Source organism: Leptothrix toolikensis (SeqCode) (genome assembly GCF_057922285.1).
On the sequence record NZ_JBYSVC010000016.1, the window covers coordinates 22,321 to 40,991 of the forward strand.

The window sequence follows — 18,671 nt, forward strand, 5'->3', positions numbered from 1 at the left end:
TTGCGCAGAGGCTGGAATCGTTGCGGGGAAGGCGTCGGCTTTTGTCCTGCGACCTGCACACCAAAGAGGTACAAGATGACGACGAAAACGATCAAACACACCGTTCGCCCCCATGTGCAACCCAAGGGTCTGCATGCCGGCGTGGTTAATCCGGGTTGGGCTCAGGTTTACCTGGATCAGAGCTATGTTCCTGCCCGCTTGCCCGAAGGCCCCGTGCTGTTTATTGCCGGCACAGCCATCATCCGCAAAGCCAACGGCATGATCAGCTTGCTGAATGAAGGTGACACCGTCAGCAAAGGCGATGTCGTCATGACCTCGCCCGACGGGATTGTGCAAATTCAAAGTGGGCTGGCGGCACCAGGCGCACTGGCTGTACCCAGCAACGTTTTAGGTGATGGGGGTGAGCTGGATGCGGTCGCTGCCGGCTTGGCGGTTGCCCGGCTCAACGAAACGGTTGGCCCGCAAACCTTCAGCCATGCCATGGCGGTTCGGGCCTTGCCTTTGGCCACGCCCATTGGCGTGGCACAGGCCATCAACCACGCGCCCATCTACAGCGACAACGGCAACCCCAATTTCGACCCGAATAGCGGCAACTACAACCTGACCATTCCCGAAGACACCACCGTCAGTGGTCGGGTGGCAGCCACGGACCCTGATGGTGACGTGCTGAGCTATTTCATCGCCGCCAACCCCGGCAACGGTACGGTAGCCGTCAATCCAGATGGCACATGGACGTACACCCCGGCGGCCAATTTCAATGGCACGGACAGCTTCGCGGTGCTTGCATCGGATGGCCGGGGTGGGCAAACCACGTCGATCGTGACCATCGGCGTCACCCCGGTGAACGACCCTCCTGAGACACAAAACATCACAGCCAACGGCGCAGAAGATCCGGTCACCCCGGTTCCTGTGCTTTTCTCCGGCACGGATATTGACAATGCTGTCACGGGATTTCACGTGCTGACGCTTCCGGCTGCCACGGAGGGGGTGCTCTACAAAGACGTGGCCATGACCCAGCCCGTGCTTGCGGGCGATATCTTGAGTGGGCCGGCCTATTTCATGCCGGCACCCAACTGGAATGGCACCACCACGCTCACCTACGCAGCCATTGATGCCCTGAACGCGGAAGATGCCACGCCCGCCACCGCCACGATCATCATCGCCCCAGTCAATGACCCGCCCGTGGTCACGCTGCCCACGGTGCCCACCAACAATGGGCAAGTCACCACGCCGGAAGACACGCCTTACCTCTTTGCTGGCACAGGCAACACGATTTCGCTCAGTGACCCGGATAACAGCACCGCGACTGTCACGTTGAACGTGGGCAACGGTGTCCTCAATGTCGGCACGCTCCCAACATTGACGCTCACCAACAATGGCACGCCCACGGTCACCCTCAGCGGCCCCATCGCCGATATCAATGCCGTTTTGAATGGGCTGCAATACGTGCCCGCACCCAACTGGAACGGCAATGATCTGCTGACGGTGACGAGCACCGATCCGTTGGGTGGCACCGCCACAGGCACCAAGCCGATCATCGTCACCCCGGTGAACGACCCTCCTGAGACACAAAACATCACAGCCAACGGCGCAGAAGATCCGGTCACCCCGGTTCCTGTGCTTTTCTCCGGCACGGATATTGACAATGCTGTCACGGGATTTCACGTGCTGACGCTTCCGGCTGCCACGGAGGGGGTGCTCTACAAAGACGTGGCCATGACCCAGCCCGTGCTTGCGGGCGATATCTTGAGTGGGCCGGCCTATTTCATGCCGGCACCCAACTGGAATGGCACCACCACGCTCACCTACGCAGCCATTGATGCCCTGAACGCGGAAGATGCCACGCCCGCCACCGCCACGATCATCATCGCCCCAGTCAATGACCCGCCCGTGGTCGCGCTGCCCACGGTGCCCGTCAACAACGTCATCACGCCGGAAGACACGCCTTACATCTTCACCGGCCCAGGCAAAGCGATTTCGCTGAGTGATCCGGATAACACCACCGCCACCGTCACGTTGAATGTGCCCAATGGCGTGCTGGACGTGGGCACACTGCCGACACTGACCGTGACCAACAACGGCAGCCCCACGGTGACCGTTAGCGGACCGATTGCCGACATCAACACCATCCTTGATGGCCTGAAATACACGCCAACACCCGATTGGAACGGCCCTACACAGCTGACTGTGACCAGCACGGATCCCTTTGGGGCCGTAACCACCGCGATCAAACCGATCACCGTCACCCCGGTGACAGACAGCAGGCCAGACTTCAGCGTGACCCTTGAGGACATCCCTCTGGTCAATGTGAATCTGATCCAAAACGATGGATTCTCGACGACACCGCTCAGCAGCGTGGTGATCTGGACGTTGCAAGACAGCAGTCCAACCCACTCGGCATCGCACTTCATTGACTACGGAACGGTCACGCAAGACCCCATCACCGGGGCTGTTCTGTCGTACACCGGCGGTATCCCGGTCTACGATTCGGCGGACCACTATGCCGGTCAGATCATTTCCGTCAGCCGTGTCACCCAGGGGCTCAATGAGGTGCTGACCTTCATCCCTGCACCGAACTACAACAATGCCGATCCGAGTGGCAACCCGCTGATTGATCCAGCCACGGGCAGGCCGATTTCATTGGTGGTGAACTATCAGGTTGCACCGGACTACGGCAGTGGTCAGATCACGGCCGGTGCTGAAACAAGCACTTGGTCGATTGTCGTGAAGATGGTCAACGACCCACCTGTCTATCAGCAGACGCTGCTTTCGCCGAACTTCTCCGCCACACCGAACACCACAGGTGGGCCGGTGACCTACGAGTACAACCAGCAGGTCATGGAGGACAGTACGCCGACAGCGAATGCCTCCAACACCGGGCAAGTGCATGCGGTGGACGTCGAGGATGGCTCACTGACATCCGGGTATCGATTGCTGCTGCCCGACGGCAGTCTCGCGACCAGTGGCACCACCACCCACGGCACCATCTTGGTCAACAACGACGGCACGTGGAAATACACACCAAGCGCCAACTTCAACGGCCTTGACTCGTTCCAAGTGCAGGTCTCTGACAGCAACGGCTCAGCCGTGAACACGACCGTCAAGCTGGGGGTGACCTCTGTCAACGACACGCCGGTGTTCAATAACCTCACCTATACCGCGACAACGCCCGAAGACATCCAAGCGACAGGTGTGGTTCAGGCGACGGACATCGATATCACGCTCGGAGACCTGAGCCAGTGGCTGGTTTACAGCTTGGGCTCGACCGCTGGTATGCAGCCCGCTAGCGTGGTCGGTGTGACCCAAGATGGTCACTGGACGTATCAACCAGCGCCTAACTTCTTTGGCACCGAAAGCTTCCAGATCATTGTCAATGACAACTCAGGCGCAGGTAACTCCACAGCGATCACCACCGTGACGGTGAGCGTCTCGCCGGTCAATGATCCGCCCGTCTTCATCACGACGCCGACAGACCCGTTGACGCCTGGTTTTAATTCGGGCACGTTGAACTACAACTACAGCGTTCCGGGTAACACGGCCGTCATCACGGACAAGGTCAGTGCTTTCGACGTGGATGGTGATGCGGTCACCTTCAGCCTTGTGATGGCACCCAATGTGCCGGGGGCACTGACGCAGCCAGTGGTAACGGTCAATCCCGATGGCACGTGGTCGTATACCCCTGCGGTCATGCCGGCCGGTAATCCCACCCCGTTTTACGTCGGTGGAGACTCCTTCGCGATCCGGGCCAATGATGGGCATGGGGGCACTGCAACGACGACGATCCAGCTCGATCTGACAAATCCTGCGGCGATTCCGGTCGTGGCATCACCCATCGGGTTGATGAGCAATGCTGCGGTGACCCACGCTCAGCATGCCAATGCGCTCAGCTTGCATGATGTTTTTGGCCCGAGCGGGTCGGAGCTGTCGTTGGATGGATTGCTCAACCACAGCCTTGGCAGCTTACCCACCATCGCCCCTCCTCCTGCGGCCACTACGGCCACCGCGTTGCCCGGTGGGGGGACGACGGCGTCATCCTCACTGAGCTTTGCCGGGCCGCTGGACCATATCCCATCGTTGGGAGCGATCCTGCAACCCTACGAGCAAACGGCAAGCACTAACCACCACGGTGGTGGCGCTTAAACGCTTACTTAAGTTGTCGCGATACCGCTGGCACCGTCCACCCCGCAAGCCCACAACGCTTCGAGGTCGGACGGGTCCACGACACCTTCAGCGATGACCTGCAATTTCAGGCCATGCAGCAAGGCACACGCGCTCCTCACCAAGACAGCTTGCTCTGAGTCATGGGCCACGCCTGCTGTGAAATCGGCTGACAGCTTCACGTAGTCGAGTCCACACTCTTGCAAGACGCCGATCGCCTGTAGGCGTTCGCCCGCATGCTCTAGGCCCACACGCACTTTGTAAGTGCGCAGGACACGGCACAACTCAGCCGTCACCATCGGATAACTGGCCAAAGCATCTTCGTCCACTTCCACCCACAGACTCGCTGCGGCTTTGGGGGCAAGCTTGATGCCTTGTACCAAGCGCAGCACAAACTCTGGGCTGCGCAGCGATAGCAACGCAATGCTGATCGCCCGAGGCCGACCATCCCGGCCGATGTCTTGCAACGCCAAAGTCAGGGCCAACTCATCGAGTCGGGCCGTCAAACGGGTACGCATCGCCATCGGCAGCCACACACTGGCCGATTCAAAAATGCCACCATCGACCAGCTGCAAACGCAATCTCGATTCCCAATGCAAGGGCTGGCGGTTGCGATCTATCGCCAAAAACTCTTCCAGTCGAGCATGATCTGGATGCGTCAAAGCGCCCACCAATTGTCGGCGCCAAGCGGCTTCACCCCCAGCAAGCGAGGACAGGGATTGACCGCCCTCGACTTCAGCCACCTTGCTTCCGTGGGCTTCTGCTTGAGCCAGCGCCAAATCCGCCGCCAGCATCAACTGCATCAAGCTGATTCCTGGTTGCCACATCGCACCCGATACAGTCACCGTGGCGGCAGGAAACGCGGCGACCAATTGACGAACACGCTCCAGCCATGCATTAGCCAGTGCCCGTAAATCATCGGTTGCAGCAACTAAAAGGCCAAAATCGGTGCCATTCAAGCGCCCAACATGCAGAACAGAATCTGTATAGCCATCCAAAGGTTGCCCGAGCATGGTGGCAATATCTCTGAGCAAAGCATCCGTCCTGGCTCGACCCACCAAGACATTCAGATCAGACAATTTGTTGAGCCGCACCAACAGGAGCCCGCCGGCTGGCGTACCTTCTTGCTGATCCAAGGTCGCTGCGACCTGCGCCAAGAAATGTTGCCGATGAGCAACGCCCGTCAAAGGATCACAGGTCGTGGCTCGGCGCAGCGCTTCAATTTGGCTCGCTTGCTCGACAAATAAACTCCGCACCTGCGCCACCATTTGATTAACCGCTTCAACCACCCGCTTTAATTCAGGTGTTTTGGGGATCGGAATGGGTTTGGGGAGGATGCTAAAACGATTCTCAACCAACTTATCGGCTTGCCTTGCGAGAAGGTCCAGCGGTTGGCGCAAACGTTGCACCGCACGATGCCCAATCAAAATACCAACTACAGCCAAAACAATCATCCATCCAACCATACGCAACGTACCCGACCACAAATCAGCGTAGGCAAAACCTGTATGGCTAATCACCTCAATGGTGCCCAGCTGCTTCCAGCCTGACATCACTTGAGCTCTTCCGATGGGGGATTGAATGGAAATCAAATCAGAAAACCAAGAAGGAACACCAAAATCAGTGATATCTACTGATCGTTCAATGACTACCGTACCCCCTGGTGACCTGAGAATGATTGATTTGTAATGACCCGTGTCAAATTGTGTTGAAACACCTCGCTCCAACATGGTACGACTACTATCTCTTTGAGAAAGCGTCAGCGCCAATATTTGTGCGGTATCGTTATTCTTTAGAGCCAATTGACTTTCAAGATAATTACTTGCCGATATAACGGAAAAAAGAACACCTCCCGCACATGCAAAAATCAAGACACCCAATACAAGCGACCAAATCTGCTTGATCAACGACATAAATATCTCCTGTCATTGCACAGCACATACCATGTGCTGCACTTTAATTTGTAAAACCTTGATTTTTTGCTTTAACAACCACTTGCCGCCACGGTGATAGGCGCGCCAAAGGATTCCCAGCATCATCTCCTTGGGTGCCCCACCATAAACCAACGCCATTAAAACTAAACATCGGCTCTAGATCTGGGCGATAGGATGCCAAGCGAACTTCATCGGTCAGATTATCAAGAATATAAGGCTCTTCGTCTGGCATTCTGTAATAAGCCAAAACTAAATGAGCTTGCTGTAATTCACCGGGCCTAGGCGTAAACATAACATAGACCAACCTAAGTTTTTCTACCGGCAAATTTAAAGCTATTAACGAATAATATTTAGCAATAGCAAAATCTTCACAATCACCACGCTCTTTAGAAAAAAACTCCATCGGACTGGCCCAATAATCTTTCATGCCCCAAACGGTTTTATCAATCTCTTGCTTTAGTCTTGTATTAATAAATGCATTAACTTTCAAAACTCGTCGATCCTCGCTCATATCAGCGCTCGCTTGAATCATATCTTGTAGATCCAAGGTTACACGTGAAGCCGTAGGCCCATAGAGATTGGAGCTCTTGCGCATCAGATCAGGATTCCAAGCCTGCGCCACCACCATCAACCCGATGCCCAGCAAAGCCCATAGCAGCAGCTTGGCGAAGAGACTCGCGCCCCAAAAAGTGCGTCGTTGGACAACGTTCATGCGTACCGTATTCATGGGGCGAAGTATCAACCAAGTCGCCTTGTTTTTGCGCATGCCCACAAGGTGCGGAGCATCGAGGCTCAAACGGCATGGCGCATGGTGGCCAGATCATGCAGGCGTGGGGCTCAAGTTGTGGAATACTCCGCTCAGGGAAAATCAGCCTAACGCCCCGTCAAAAGTCACCGGGCCCACATCCTGACTGAAAAGTCGAACCCACCGCCGGGTCACGGGATGTGGCCGTCATGAGGATGCAATGCCGATGAACAAAATCTCTACTCTCTTGCTCAGCGCAACAGCGTTGGCTTGCCAATTGGCGTATGCGCAGCAGCAACCTGTCACGAAAGACTCAGAACAGGCCTCTGCGGTTCTTTGCTCGGCAGATGCGCGAGCCACGACCACTCCAGTCAGCAGAAGTGGCGGTCCGCTGCGCGTGGCTGCTTCTTGTGCGATCGACACCAATCCGGATGTCGCCGCACGATACCAAGCCTTTCAGGCCTCTCGTGAAGAGGTCGATGTGGCTCGTGGTGCGCTACTGCCACGGGTCGATCTGAGTTCGGAAGCCGCCCGCAAGTGGGACCGCGTGGGTACACGCGTACCCGAGAGCCAATCGGTGAACGTCACCGGCTTGGCCATCAGCGCCACCCAGCTGCTGTGGGATGGACTGGCAACGCAATCCCAAGTGGAGCGCTTCAATCACGCAAGCAGAACGCGCTATTTTGAATTTGTCGATGCCACCGAGCAAGTCGCCTTGGAAGCTGTTCGAGCTCACGCCGATGTGGCCCGTGCCTTGGCACTGGTACGACTGGCTGAACAAAACTTGACTCAGCATGAGGAGTTGGATCGACGCCAAAGCGCTGGCACGTTGGGTGGTGCGGATAACAAAGGCAATGCGAAACAAACCGAGGCCCGTAAATCCTTGGCGCAGTCCAACCTCTACACCGAACGATCCAATCTTCATGACGTCATGGAGCGCTATCGCCGCATCGTTGGCATGGTGCCATCGACCACTCTGGTGCTGCAAGATCCCAGTGAAGCAGCGCGTTCCATTGTGGCAAGCACACAGTCCGTGTCAGCCAAGAATGTGATTGATCAAGCAGCGAATCGAAGTCCGCTGGTTCGAGCCGCCATTGCCAATCTCCAAGCGGCTAAAGCGCAAACCAGTGAAAGTGAGTCTTTGGCATATCAACCCAAAGTTGAGGCCCGAGTCAGGAGTGGTGTCGGCCAGAACATGGATGGCATTGCCGATAAAAAGAGTGAAACCAAGGCAGGTCTGGCCCTGAATTGGAATCTCTACAACGGCGGCTCTGACCAAGCAAAGATTCGTCAACAAGCCAAGCTGCTTGAGCAAGCCACCAGTCAACGCGATAAAGCCTGTCGTGACGCACGTCAAACAGCCGCCATCGCGGCCAACGATGTCAGTCAACTGACGGCACAACTCGGTTTTTACACAAACAACGAAGCTGCCTCGAAGGACGCGCGTCTCGCAATCACAGAGACCTACAACAAGGGCGGGTCTGATAGCAGAGCCAAGACCCGTGTGATTGATGTCTTGAATGCCGAGAACGAGGTCTATGCGGCCACACGCGCCAAGATCAACGCGGAGCACGATTTGTTCATTGCCCGGGTGCGGGTTCGGGCCGCAACGGGGGATCTCCTTAGCACCTTGAACCTGACACGAGGTCCCGATGAGGTCGCCGCTCCTGACAATGGTGATAGCGAAGAAATCGCACGGTGTCCGACAATGTCAGATCCGGAGATGGCTAAACCACAGGTCTTACCCAAGACACTGGGACCAACTCAACCGTCGCAGTCACAGAGCCCCAATCTCGATGGCTCAGGTGGCCTGTCTCCAGAAAATTCACTGGGCTTGCAGCAGCCGCCTTATCAACCCGTAGCCGCGAAAACCGTCAGAGATCGTCTCTATGCATGGGTCGCTGCTTGGCAAGCCAAGGACGTGGATGCTTACATCAAGTTCTACGATCAAAGCTTCAGCCCTGCGGGGGTCACGCGGGATAAATGGCTGGACAACCGTTCGCGCCTGTTGCGCAAAGAAGGCCCGATTCAAATTCGAGTCAGCAACGAGAAGCCACGTGTCATCAGTGCGAACAGCGTGGAAATCACGTTCAATCAGTCGTACTCATCGACCAACTTCAGTGATTCAACCCAAAAAACACTGCTGTGGAAGCGTGTGGGCGGTGTTTGGGTGATTACCCAAGAAAAGTCGAAGCGCTAAGCTGGAATCGACCACACCATGAAAAACGCCACCTGCAAAGGTGGCGTTTTTTTATGCTGGCGCAATTTGGCGGAGAGAGCGGGATTCGAACCCGCGGTGGGGATTAACCCACACACGCTTTCCAGGCGTGCGACTTAAACCGCTCATCCATCTCTCCGAAGCCCGCCATTATAGCCATGAATCCTGGCGATGTATCAACGAACTCAACGCACAACGCCCAAGGACTCACGCTGCCCATTTTTGTAGGTATAGATCGTGAGCGCGCCGTGGCGGATGTCGCCTTTGGCATCGAAGCCAATCAGCCCGGTCACCCCTGGGTAGTCCTGAGTCGCCGCCAGCGTCGGCAGATACTTGACCGGATCGCTGGAACCCGCCTTCACCATGGCAGCGACCATCACCTGCACCGCGTCATACACGTAGGGTGCGTAGAGCTTGACTTCATGGTTGAAGCGAGTCTTGAACCGAACGCGAAAGGCTTCGAGCGTTTTCTTTTGCTCACCCTCGACACCACCCGCTTCGGCACAGATCACTTGGATGCTGTTCAAAGCTGCACCGGAGAGTTTGGGCAAATCGGCGGTGCAAATACCGTCACCCCCCACAAACTTGGCCTGAAGCCCCAACTGCTTCATCTGCCGCAACATCGGGCCACCCACTGAATCCATCCCGCCAAAGAAGATGATGTCCGGCTTCTTGGCTTTGATGCTGGTCAGGATGGCGCTGAAATCGGTGGCCTTATCGGTGGTTGATTCGCGCGCCACCAAAGTGCCGCCCGCAGCTTTGACACCCTTTTCAAATTCGTCAGCAACACCTTGACCATAAGCAGTACGGTCATCGATCACAGCTACCACTTTGCCCTTGAGCTGCTCAATGGCATAGCGCCCCAAGGTGCCGCCCAAATGCACGTCATTGGCCACAACCCGAAAAGCCGTCTTGAAGCCTTGCAAGGTGTACTTGGGCGCGGTGGCCGAAGGTGAAATCTGGGCGATACCGGCGTCGTGATAGAGCTTCGAGGCAGGAATCGTTGTGCCGGAATTCAAGTGTCCGATCACCCCGGCCACTTTGGCATCGACCAGTTTTTGCGCGGCCGCAGTGGCTTGCTTGGGATCAGCGCCGTCGTCCTCAGCCACCAGCTCCAGCTTGACCTTGCGGCCCCCGATCACCACGCCTTGGGCATTCAAATCCTCGATAGCCAGACGCGCCCCGTCTTCGTTATCGCGGCCCAGATGAGCGCTTTGGCCGCTAGTGGGTGACACGTGACCGATCTTCACCACGGTGGGATCTTGAGCGGTGGCAGCAAAGACCGAACTCGCTCCAGCCCAGATCAGGGATCCGAGTACTGCTGTGACTTTGAATGTCATGTCTAACCTCATCGAAAAAAGTTCAACGCAACCGCTGCCGCGCCATTTCTTGGGCCACTGCCTTGCGCACCACATCCAGAAGCGTGGCCGTCAGTTCATCGCGCAATTCAAGAATCAGGTTATCGACCAGTCTCTCGACGGCAGGTGCGACCGACTCTCGCACCCGAAATTCGAACATCCGATCCACCTGACGATGCAAGTCAAGCAAAACTTGCTGTGCCAACTGCTCAGCATCTACCGAAGACAGCACGGGCGGCGGCGATGACCAAACCCCTGAGCCCGGATTGGAGGGGGCATCCACGACTTCCGTCAACATCGGAATCGGGATATCCACGCTTGTGATACGGACAGAAGAACTCACGCTTTCACCTCAAATCGCTCCAAGGTCCACCCAGCCTCGGCATAGGCGCGCCAACGTGCCCGAGCCGCTTGCCGATCTGCCTCGGCATGACCGACCACTTCGATCACCTTGGCAAAACCCGCTGTATCCGCAATCACTTGGCCCGACTCATTCACCAACACTTCGGTGGTGCATCGGGGTTGTGGCGTCTCAGCCAACTGCACCCAAACGGGCCCTTGCGCCAAGGTGGCGGTGGGTGACAGCGCTCGAACACGCTGATGCGGCACAAAAGAAAGGGGGTCGAAGGTCCACAACAGGCGGTCCAACTCATCGAGACGCGCCGCAGGGGCCGTCACGCACAGCCAAGCCCCCAGACGATGCGCCTTGCGAATCAGGCGACACAGGTAGTCGTTGCGATGCGCCACGTTGAAATGGAACGCCACGGTGGCCATCAGGCAGATTTCCGTGCCGCCAAGGCTTGGGCTTCAGCCAGCACATAGTGGGTCAGCAAACCCACTGGGCGGCCTGTGGCACCTTTGGCGGCACCGCTTTTCCAAGCCGTACCGGCGATGTCCAAATGCGCCCAACGATAGGCACCCGTGAAGCGCTTAAGAAACATCGCCGCTGTGATTGAGCCGCCAGCTCGTGGCCCCACATTGGCCAGATCAGCAAAGTTGCTCTTGAGGCCTTCGTCGTAGACCTCATCCAAGGGCATGCGCCAAGCGGTGTCGAGCGCGCTTTCGCCGGCCGATTGCAACGCAGTGGCCAAGGCCTCATCGGCACTGAACAGACCACTGTGGTGGTGCCCAAGCGCGATCACGCAAGCGCCAGTCAAGGTGGCGATATCGACCACCGCTGCGGGCTTGAACCGCTCGGCATAGGTCAAGGCGTCGCACAGGATCAAGCGCCCTTCGGCGTCGGTGTTCAAAATTTCGATGGTCTTGCCAGACATGCTGGTCACGACATCCCCGGGCTTGACCGCCCGAGCACTGGGCAGGTTCTCACAGGCTGGAATCAAGCCCACCACATTGATCTTGGGTTGCAGCTCGGCCAAAGCGCGGAACGTGCCCAGCACGCTGGCCGCCCCCCCCATGTCGAACTTCATCTCGTCCATCTCGGCCGAGGGCTTGATCGAGATGCCACCGCTATCAAACGTGACCCCTTTGCCCACAAGCACCAGCGGCGCAACTTTTTTGGTGCTGCCTTGATAGTTCAGCACGATGAACTTGGGCGGTTGATCGGAGCCTTGGGCCACGGCGAGGAAAGAGCCCATGCCCAATTCAGCCAAGGCCTCGGTATCCAACACCTCCACCTTGAGTTTCTTGAACGCCTGGCCCAAGGCGATGGCCTGCTCAGCCAGATGGGTCGGTGTGGCATGGTTACCGGGACGATTGGCCCATTCGCGCGCCAACTCGATCCCAGCAGCAATCGCCTTACCTTGACGCACACCGGCTTGCAACTCCGTCATGCTGGCTGCCGAGCCCAGCAGCTCGATGCGTGTGATCCGAGGCGCGGGTGTCGCGCTGGGCTTGGTGTGCCGATACACATAAACTGCGGCCGAAACGGCCTTGACCAAGGCTTCAGCCCAAGCCGCCGCTGCCACGGGTTCATCCCCGCCCCAAGCCACGCTAAGCGTGCGAGTACCTGCGCCACTGGTCTTGACCCGTGCCAAGCCCGCTGCGATAGCCGCTTGCTGCGCCTTGATTTGACCGGATGCCACCACACTCAACACCAGTCGCTGCGCGGCGATACCCGCAGGGCGGTGCAGGCACAGGCATTGCCCATTCTTGAGGTTCAAATCACCTGCGTCCACGGCTTGACGCAACTCGGCCTTGAGGGCTGTCGGCAAGGCCCAGCGCGTTTCTTCGGCGGGAACGAGCAACAGCAAGGTGTCCGTGACGTGATCCGACAGTGCATCGGATGCGATGGAGAGAACTTCGAAGTCCATAATTCAGCTTGATTGAGTGTTGTCTGATGTTATTCGATTCCTCCCTTCGCAAAGAACTGTCACGCAGCTTCGGGGCCACACTGGCCATCGTTCTCACCACCGTGCTCACCATGGCGCTGATCCGTACCCTCGGTGAAGCGGCAGGCGGTAGCGTGGCACCGCAGGATGTGGTCCTGATGTTGGGCTACGCCACCTTCGGCTATTTGCCCACCATCCTGAGCTTGTCGCTGTTCGTCGCCATCGTCTCTTCGCTAACTCGTATGTTCCGTGACAGCGAAATGGCGATCTGGCTCTCCAGCGGCGTGTCGCTGTTTCGCTTCGTTGAGCCCGTGCTGCGCATGGCAACCCCCGTGGTGCTGACCATTTTTGTCCTCTCACTGGTGATTTGGCCTTGGGCCAATCGTCAGATCAACGATCTGCGGGATCGCCATCAGCAGCGGTCCGACCTTTCTCGGGTCGCGCCCGGACAATTTCAGACCTCCGCCGATGGCCGGCGGATTTTTTTCATCGACCGCAACAGCCCTGATTCCCTATCGAGCCGCAACATCTTCATCGTTGATCGGGCGCCAGGTCGGGAGTCCGTCACCACCGCGCAGAGTGGCCGCATCGAATACAGCCCCGAGGGCGTGCGCTACTTGGTGTTGCAAAACGGCACCCGCTCGGACCACACCCAAAGCACGGGGGCCAAATCCGTGGCGCACTTTGACGAATACCGCATCAAGATCGGCGAAACCAACATCGCCAAGCTCGTAGACCGATCCCCTAAATCCACCGACACCATGGATCTTCTGAAACACGAGCATCGTTTGGACATGGAGGCCGAACTTTCTTGGCGCTTGAGCTTGGTCTTTGGCTCGATCAATCTCACGCTACTCGGCATGGCCTTGCCGGCAGGTAACCCGCGCCGCAACAGCAGTGCCGCCTTGATGCTGGCTTTACTGGCGTTTGTGGTTTATCTCAATTTGGTCAATCTGCTCCAAGCTTGGATCACTGCCGGTCGCGTGGGCCTGATCGGCGGCCTGATCGGTCTGCATGGAGCCTCTTTGCTGGGCGCATTGGGCCTGTTGTGGTGGCGTGATTTGGGCGTGGCGGCACCCCGTTTGTCGCCCCGCCGCCTTCGAAATGAGGCCCCCTGATGCGTACGGTTCGTCGCTTGCTTTACCGTGAAGTCATCGCATCCACCGCGTTTGTGATGCTGGCTTTTCTGGCCCTGTTTTTCTTCATCGACTTTGTCAGCGAGATGGAAAACGTTGGCAAACAGGGCTACACCTTCTTGGATGCCGTCTTGGCTTGTCTGCTTCAGGTGCCCGGGCATTTCTATGAGCTAGCGCCCATCGGGGTACTCATCGGGGCAATCTACGCCATGGCGCGTTTGGCGCAATCCTCCGAATACACCATCTTGCGCACCGGCGGCCTTGATCCGATACGCGCCTTGAAGCTGCTGAGCACCCTGGGCATGGGGTTTGTGCTCCTTACCTTTGTGGTGGGGGACTTCATGACCCCGTGGAGTCAAACGCGTGCCACCTTGATGCAATCGCAGTTTTCTGGTGGATTGCGGCTTGGGCGTCACGGTGTCTGGTTGCGCGACATCCATGTCGATACCCAAGGCAAGGAACACCACTACACCGTCAACGTGGCCGGGGCGCGCAGCGATGGTGCGGTCACCGATGTCAGCATTTATGAGTTCGATGCTGAAGGCCGCCTGACTCACCGCATCAACGCCGCCCGAGCCAACGTCGATGACGAAGGCCACTGGGAACTGGAAGACGTGGCGCAAATCCACTGGCCGGCGCAACTGGAGCAAGAACCGCCCGCCGACAGCCACCAAGCGCACCTGACTTGGGCGAGTGGCTTGGACCGTGATGTGGTGGCCGCCGCTGTGCTGCCCTTGGCCACCATGTCCACGCTGGCGCTCTATACCTACATGTCACATCTCTCGGATCAGGCCCAAGCTGCGCAGCGCTATGAGTTGCAGTTCTGGAAGAAAGCGCTCTACCCCTTTGCCTGCTTGGTCATGATGGCCTTAGCCCTGCCCTTTGCTTATCTGAGTACCCGGCGCGGCGGGGTCGGCTTCAAGGTCTTCGGCGGCATCATGCTCGGCATCAGTTTTGTGCTGCTCAACAACGTGGTGGGCCATCTGGCCTTGCTGCATGACTGGACGCCTTGGCTCGCTGCTGGCGCACCCAGCCTGATTTACCTCCTGATGTCCTTGGCAGCCTTTGGCTGGCTGGTGCGTTACCGCTGATTCTCTTTTCGATCCCTTTATGCACGGCATCCTGCTTTTTGCCCACGGCGCACGCCATCCTACGTGGGCGACACCGTTCCATGCGATTGCTGCGCACATGCGCCTGTGCGCACCCCAGCAACCTGTAACGCTGGCCTTTCTGGAGTTGATGCAGCCTGATTTGCCCCATGCAGCGCGTGAGCTCATTGAGCAAGGCTGCCAAAAAATCACCGTGGTGCCGCTGTTTTTGGGGGTTGGGGGCCACATCCTGAACGACTTGCCCGTGCTGGTGAACATGCTGCGTGAGCAAAACCCCACCGTGGTGATCGACGCCACGCCCGCCATCGGTCAAACCGAGGCGATCATTCGCGCTTTGGCTGAGACCGCTTTGACGCTGGTGCATCAGGCTGATCAGGACGCAGCGACCCCGACATGAACCTGCATCAATTTCGCTTTGTCCAAGAAGCTGCGCGCCACAACCTCAATCTGACCGAGACCGCACGAATCCTGCACACCTCCCAGCCGGGGATATCCAAAGCCATCTTGGAGCTGGAAGAGGAGTTGGGGGTCGATATCTTTACCCGCCACGGCAAGCGCTTGACACGCATCACCGAACCCGGCCATCAAGTGCTGAGTTCGATCGAAATCATCATGCGCGAGCTCAATAACCTCAAACGCATTGGCGAAGAGTTTTCGCAGCAAGAGGTGGGAACGTTATCGGTGGCAGCCACCCACACCCAGGCTCGCTATGTCTTGCCGGAGCCCATTGCCGCTTTGCGCCGGCAATGCCCCAAAGTAGCGGTCAGCTTGCACCAAGGCACCCCCCAGCAGGTAGCGCGCATGTTGCTGGCCGATGAGGCGGAGATCGGCATCGCCACCGAAGCCCTCGATCAGTTCGATGAATTGGTCACCCTGCCCTGCTACGAATGGCAGCATGTGGTGGTCATCCCAAGTGCGCATCCCTTGGCCAAGATGGAGCGCATCACGCTGGAGCAACTCGCGGCTGAGCCGCTCATCACTTACCACCCGACTTTCACCGGCCGCACACGCATCGATGCCGCCTTTACCCAGCGTGGCTTGCATCCCCAAATCGCTTTGGAAGCCATTGACTCGGATGTGATCAAGACCTACGTCCGGCTCGGCATGGGCGTGGGCATCGTGGCGGAGATGGCGGTCCGTGATGACCCCTCTTTCTCGGCCTCTTTCGATGCGGCGGGGCTCCAGCCGGCCACCTTGGTGGCCAAACCCGTGGGTTACTTGTTTGGTCGGAACACGGCCCGAATCGCCTTCAAACGGGGCGCTTACTTGCGCCACTTTGTCTATACGTTGGCCGAGTTACTTTCGCCCCGACTGACGCGTGCGCTGCTGATGCGTACCCTGACCCACCCGGATGGCGATGCGTCGCAAAACTACGAACTTTGAGTCCACACCTGCCGGACCGTGCTGCGAAATTTACTGATCGGCGTTTGCGCGGGTTGTGCCAAGCTGGCCCGATCCACCACCGGACGCACTTCAGAGGCCATGGCGTGATGTAGCAGTGCTTGGGCCGACCAGATCAGGGCCACCACGCTCGTCACCAACAGCAGCCCCGGCACGATGCGACTGCGGTGCGGTGGGTAGCTGAGGTCGCGCAGATCCACCTCGTCACGCCCCCCCCGACTCGACGATCCCCCCAAGCTACTGGGGCTCATCGGACCATAGAGCGGCACGGGCACCGTCAGATCTTGCATATCCGTCAGGGGACCGCCATCCTTGGGCGCACTGGCACGCGCCACCATGGGGTGGTGGTACCACTGAGCCGTTGCAGGATCAATGATGTTGAGCGCCAGCGGACGATCCACAAACGTCAACTTGTTAGCACGGCGATGGCCGCGTGCATCCAGGCCCAGCATGAAGCTGACCTTTTCCCCCACCACCGGCGGATTTTCATCCAGCGGAAAATCGTGCAGTCGAACAAAGAGGGCTTCATGACTGCCCTCACGCAAGACGATGCCGCAACTCCGCGACTCGTCCCAGGATTGGATGTGCCCTTGGTATCTCACTTCAGCTCCAGTGTCATCACATTGACTATGGAGCCAAGCGTAGCGAACCAAGGGCCTCAGCGCACACTCACTACCCTTAACAATGGGGGCGGTTCGTGGCAGATAACCGTCGCTTTACCCCTGGAACAAGGGGGAAAACGACAAAACGCGACAAGATGAATCAGGTGCGTTCAAAGATTGCGGCAATACCCTGCCCGCCACCAATGCACATCGTCACCAGCGCATAACGCCCACCGATGCGCTCCAGTTCATAAAGCGCCTTGACGGTGATGATCGCCCCCGTAGCGGCCACCGGGTGACCCAACGAAATGCCCGAGCCATTGGGGTTGAGCTTGGCCGGATCAAACCCCAGCTCTTTGGCCACCGCACACGCTTGAGCCGCAAAAGCTTCATTGGCTTCGATGACGTCGATATCCGCCAAGCTCAAGCCGGCACGCTCCAGCGCCTTGCGAGTCGCCGAGACCGGCCCAATGCCCATGATTTCCGGATCGACGCCGGTATGGGCATAGGCCACCAAACGAGCCAAAGGCTTGAGGCCCCGTGCGGCCACAGCGGCACCCGAAGCCAACACCACAGCACCCGCGCCATCGTTGATGCCCGACGCATTACCCGCCGTCACGCTGCCGTCCTTCTTGAAGGCTGGGCGCATCTTGGCCAACGATTCCATGGTGGTATCGGGCTTGACGTGCTCATCGGTGTCAAAGAAGACGCTGCCTTTTCTTGAGGCGATCTCGACCGGCACGATTTGCGACTTGAACCGACCTTCAGCGATAGCACGCGAAGCACGGCGATGGCTCTCGACCGCAGCCGCATCTTGCATCTCGCGGGTGATACCAAAACGGGACGCCACGTTTTCAGCGGTCACCCCCATATGGATCTTGTGGAACGGGTCATGGAGGATGCCCACCATGTAATCGACCATGGCCGCTTCGCCCATACGCACACCCCAACGTGCGCCCGGCATCAGGTAAGCGCCCCGGCTCATGCACTCGGCACCGCCACCGACCGCAATGTCAGCGTCGCCCAAGGCGATGGCTTGCGCGGCCGAGATGATGGCTTGCAGGCCCGAGCCACAGAGTCGATTGACGTTGAAAGCGGGGGTTTCTTGGGCGATACCCGCTTCCACGGCGGCCACGCGGCTCAGATAGGCATCGCGTGGCTCGGTCACCACCACTTGGCCCATCACGACGTGGCCCACGGCGTCGCCCGCAACGCCACTGCGCTCCAAGGCCGCCTTGACAGCGATGGCACCCAAGCGGGTCGGTGGTACTTCTTTAAGGGCACCGCCAAAGGTACCAATGGCCGTGCGCGCTGCGCCAACGACAAAAACATCCAGCTTGCTCATGGTTTGATCTCTTCCGAAAAAATCGAACCCCCATCTTCGGTTGAGAGCCTGACGCAGCGCCTACCCGGCAGGTGTTGGCGTGGGCAGTGCTTGAGCCGGATCAATTTTGCCCAAGCGTAACAAGGGCGTCACGTCCGCAGGATCCATGGCGCGTGCAAACAGCCAGCCCTGCAAGGTATTGCAGCCTTTGGCAACCAAATAATCAAACTGCGCTTGGGTCTCTACCCCTTCAGCCAACACTTCCATCCCAAGGCTGTGACCCAGGGCCACCACCACCGAAGCGATTTCGCTCGCCACCGGGTCAGCGGGAATGCCGCGCACAAAGCTCTGATCGACCTTGAGTTTGTCGATCGGGAACTTGCTCAAGTAAGACAGCG

15 protein-coding genes and 1 tRNA gene are annotated in these 18,671 nt (G+C 58.1%); 6 read left to right on the plus strand and 10 right to left on the minus strand.

Features of this window, described 5'->3' with window-relative positions; translation table 11 throughout:
- Nucleotides 1–75: 75 nt before the first annotated feature.
- Nucleotides 76–4,140: a tandem-95 repeat protein gene (locus AC3VI7_RS04285; RefSeq protein ID WP_489667918.1), complete on the plus strand. Its 4,065-nt coding sequence runs from the start codon at nt 76–78 to the stop codon at nt 4,138–4,140.
- Nucleotides 4,141–4,148: 8 nt separating this feature from the next.
- On the opposite strand, the gene AC3VI7_RS04290 is transcribed toward AC3VI7_RS04285, so the two are convergent.
- Together AC3VI7_RS04290 and AC3VI7_RS04295 are read right to left on the minus strand one after the other, a co-directional pair.
- Nucleotides 4,149–6,071, minus strand: a complete 1,923-nt coding sequence (locus AC3VI7_RS04290; RefSeq protein WP_489667919.1) for a bifunctional diguanylate cyclase/phosphodiesterase — start codon at nt 6,069–6,071, stop codon at nt 4,149–4,151.
- A gap of 43 nt (nt 6,072–6,114) precedes the next feature.
- Nucleotides 6,115–6,819, minus strand: coding sequence for a transglutaminase-like cysteine peptidase (locus AC3VI7_RS04295; protein WP_489667920.1), 705 nt, complete (start codon nt 6,817–6,819; stop codon nt 6,115–6,117).
- A gap of 244 nt (nt 6,820–7,063) precedes the next feature.
- Here AC3VI7_RS04295 and AC3VI7_RS04300 point away from each other — a divergent pair, with 244 nt between their 5' ends.
- A complete protein-coding gene (locus AC3VI7_RS04300) occupies nt 7,064–9,037 on the plus strand; it encodes a TolC family protein (RefSeq protein ID WP_489667921.1) in 1,974 nt (657 codons plus the stop codon).
- Between the two features lie 67 nt (nt 9,038–9,104).
- On the opposite strand, the gene AC3VI7_RS04305 is transcribed toward AC3VI7_RS04300, so the two are convergent.
- From AC3VI7_RS04305 to AC3VI7_RS04325, 5 genes are all read right to left on the minus strand, one after another.
- Nucleotides 9,105–9,194, minus strand: a tRNA-Ser gene (locus AC3VI7_RS04305).
- A gap of 46 nt (nt 9,195–9,240) precedes the next feature.
- The gene (locus AC3VI7_RS04310) at nt 9,241–10,395 is read right to left on the minus strand and encodes a branched-chain amino acid ABC transporter substrate-binding protein (protein ID WP_489667922.1); all 1,155 of its coding nucleotides are present in this window, start codon (nt 10,393–10,395) and stop codon (nt 9,241–9,243) included.
- 22 nt (nt 10,396–10,417) lie between these two features.
- A complete protein-coding gene (locus tag AC3VI7_RS04315; RefSeq protein ID WP_489667923.1) occupies nt 10,418–10,756 on the minus strand; it encodes a hypothetical protein in 339 nt (112 codons plus the stop codon).
- Complete coding sequence (locus AC3VI7_RS04320) at nt 10,753–11,187, minus strand: DNA polymerase III subunit chi (protein WP_489667924.1); 435 nt, start codon at nt 11,185–11,187, stop codon at nt 10,753–10,755. The genes AC3VI7_RS04315 and AC3VI7_RS04320 overlap by 4 nt, the downstream gene beginning before the upstream one ends.
- Complete coding sequence (locus AC3VI7_RS04325; protein ID WP_489667925.1) at nt 11,187–12,683, minus strand: leucyl aminopeptidase; 1,497 nt, start codon at nt 12,681–12,683, stop codon at nt 11,187–11,189. Before AC3VI7_RS04325 ends, AC3VI7_RS04320 begins: the two co-directional genes overlap by 1 nt.
- Before the next feature lie 26 nt (nt 12,684–12,709).
- Between AC3VI7_RS04325 and lptF the strand changes: the two genes are divergently transcribed.
- The 4 genes from lptF to AC3VI7_RS04345 are packed head-to-tail and all read left to right on the plus strand — an operon-like array spanning nt 12,710 to nt 16,329.
- The gene (gene lptF / locus AC3VI7_RS04330; protein WP_489667926.1) at nt 12,710–13,819 is read left to right on the plus strand and encodes an LPS export ABC transporter permease LptF; all 1,110 of its coding nucleotides are present in this window, start codon (nt 12,710–12,712) and stop codon (nt 13,817–13,819) included.
- The gene (gene lptG, locus AC3VI7_RS04335) at nt 13,819–14,928 is read left to right on the plus strand and encodes an LPS export ABC transporter permease LptG (protein WP_489667927.1); all 1,110 of its coding nucleotides are present in this window, start codon (nt 13,819–13,821) and stop codon (nt 14,926–14,928) included. The genes lptF and lptG overlap by 1 nt, the downstream gene beginning before the upstream one ends.
- 19 nt (nt 14,929–14,947) lie before the next feature.
- A complete protein-coding gene (locus tag AC3VI7_RS04340) occupies nt 14,948–15,343 on the plus strand; it encodes a sirohydrochlorin chelatase (protein WP_489667928.1) in 396 nt (131 codons plus the stop codon).
- Entirely contained in the window at nt 15,340–16,329 is a 990-nt protein-coding gene (locus AC3VI7_RS04345) for a CysB family HTH-type transcriptional regulator (RefSeq protein ID WP_489667929.1), read from the plus strand. The genes AC3VI7_RS04340 and AC3VI7_RS04345 overlap by 4 nt, the downstream gene beginning before the upstream one ends.
- On the opposite strand, the gene AC3VI7_RS04350 is transcribed toward AC3VI7_RS04345, so the two are convergent.
- The 3 genes from AC3VI7_RS04350 to AC3VI7_RS04360 all read right to left on the minus strand — a co-directional run.
- A complete protein-coding gene (locus AC3VI7_RS04350; RefSeq protein WP_489667930.1) occupies nt 16,317–16,949 on the minus strand; it encodes a hypothetical protein in 633 nt (210 codons plus the stop codon). The two genes, AC3VI7_RS04345 and AC3VI7_RS04350, sit on opposite strands and share 13 nt — an antisense overlap.
- Before the next feature lie 160 nt (nt 16,950–17,109).
- Nucleotides 17,110–18,294 (minus strand): acetyl-CoA C-acyltransferase family protein, encoded by a 1,185-nt coding sequence (locus tag AC3VI7_RS04355; RefSeq protein ID WP_489667931.1) that lies wholly within the window; start codon nt 18,292–18,294, stop codon nt 17,110–17,112.
- 60 nt (nt 18,295–18,354) lie between these two features.
- Nucleotides 18,355–18,671, minus strand: a 317-nt coding sequence (locus AC3VI7_RS04360; RefSeq protein ID WP_489671403.1) for an EAL domain-containing protein, incomplete at its 5' end; no start/stop codon positions are given.

Coding starts and splice junctions, on each gene's coding strand:
- lptF (WP_489667926.1), top strand. CDS start 12,710: ATGTTATTCGATTCCTCCCTTCGCAAAGAACTGTCACGCAGCTTCGGG.
- AC3VI7_RS04325 (WP_489667925.1), bottom strand. CDS start 12,683: ATGGACTTCGAAGTTCTCTCCATCGCATCCGATGCACTGTCGGATCAC.
- AC3VI7_RS04320 (WP_489667924.1), bottom strand. CDS start 11,187: ATGGCCACCGTGGCGTTCCATTTCAACGTGGCGCATCGCAACGACTAC.
- AC3VI7_RS04295 (WP_489667920.1), bottom strand. CDS start 6,819: ATGAATACGGTACGCATGAACGTTGTCCAACGACGCACTTTTTGGGGC.
- AC3VI7_RS04310 (WP_489667922.1), bottom strand. CDS start 10,395: ATGACATTCAAAGTCACAGCAGTACTCGGATCCCTGATCTGGGCTGGA.
- AC3VI7_RS04285 (WP_489667918.1), top strand. CDS start 76: ATGACGACGAAAACGATCAAACACACCGTTCGCCCCCATGTGCAACCC.
- AC3VI7_RS04345 (WP_489667929.1), top strand. CDS start 15,340: ATGAACCTGCATCAATTTCGCTTTGTCCAAGAAGCTGCGCGCCACAAC.
- AC3VI7_RS04290 (WP_489667919.1), bottom strand. CDS start 6,071: ATGTCGTTGATCAAGCAGATTTGGTCGCTTGTATTGGGTGTCTTGATT.
- AC3VI7_RS04340 (WP_489667928.1), top strand. CDS start 14,948: ATGCACGGCATCCTGCTTTTTGCCCACGGCGCACGCCATCCTACGTGG.
- AC3VI7_RS04355 (WP_489667931.1), bottom strand. CDS start 18,294: ATGAGCAAGCTGGATGTTTTTGTCGTTGGCGCAGCGCGCACGGCCATT.
- AC3VI7_RS04300 (WP_489667921.1), top strand. CDS start 7,064: ATGAACAAAATCTCTACTCTCTTGCTCAGCGCAACAGCGTTGGCTTGC.
- lptG (WP_489667927.1), top strand. CDS start 13,819: ATGCGTACGGTTCGTCGCTTGCTTTACCGTGAAGTCATCGCATCCACC.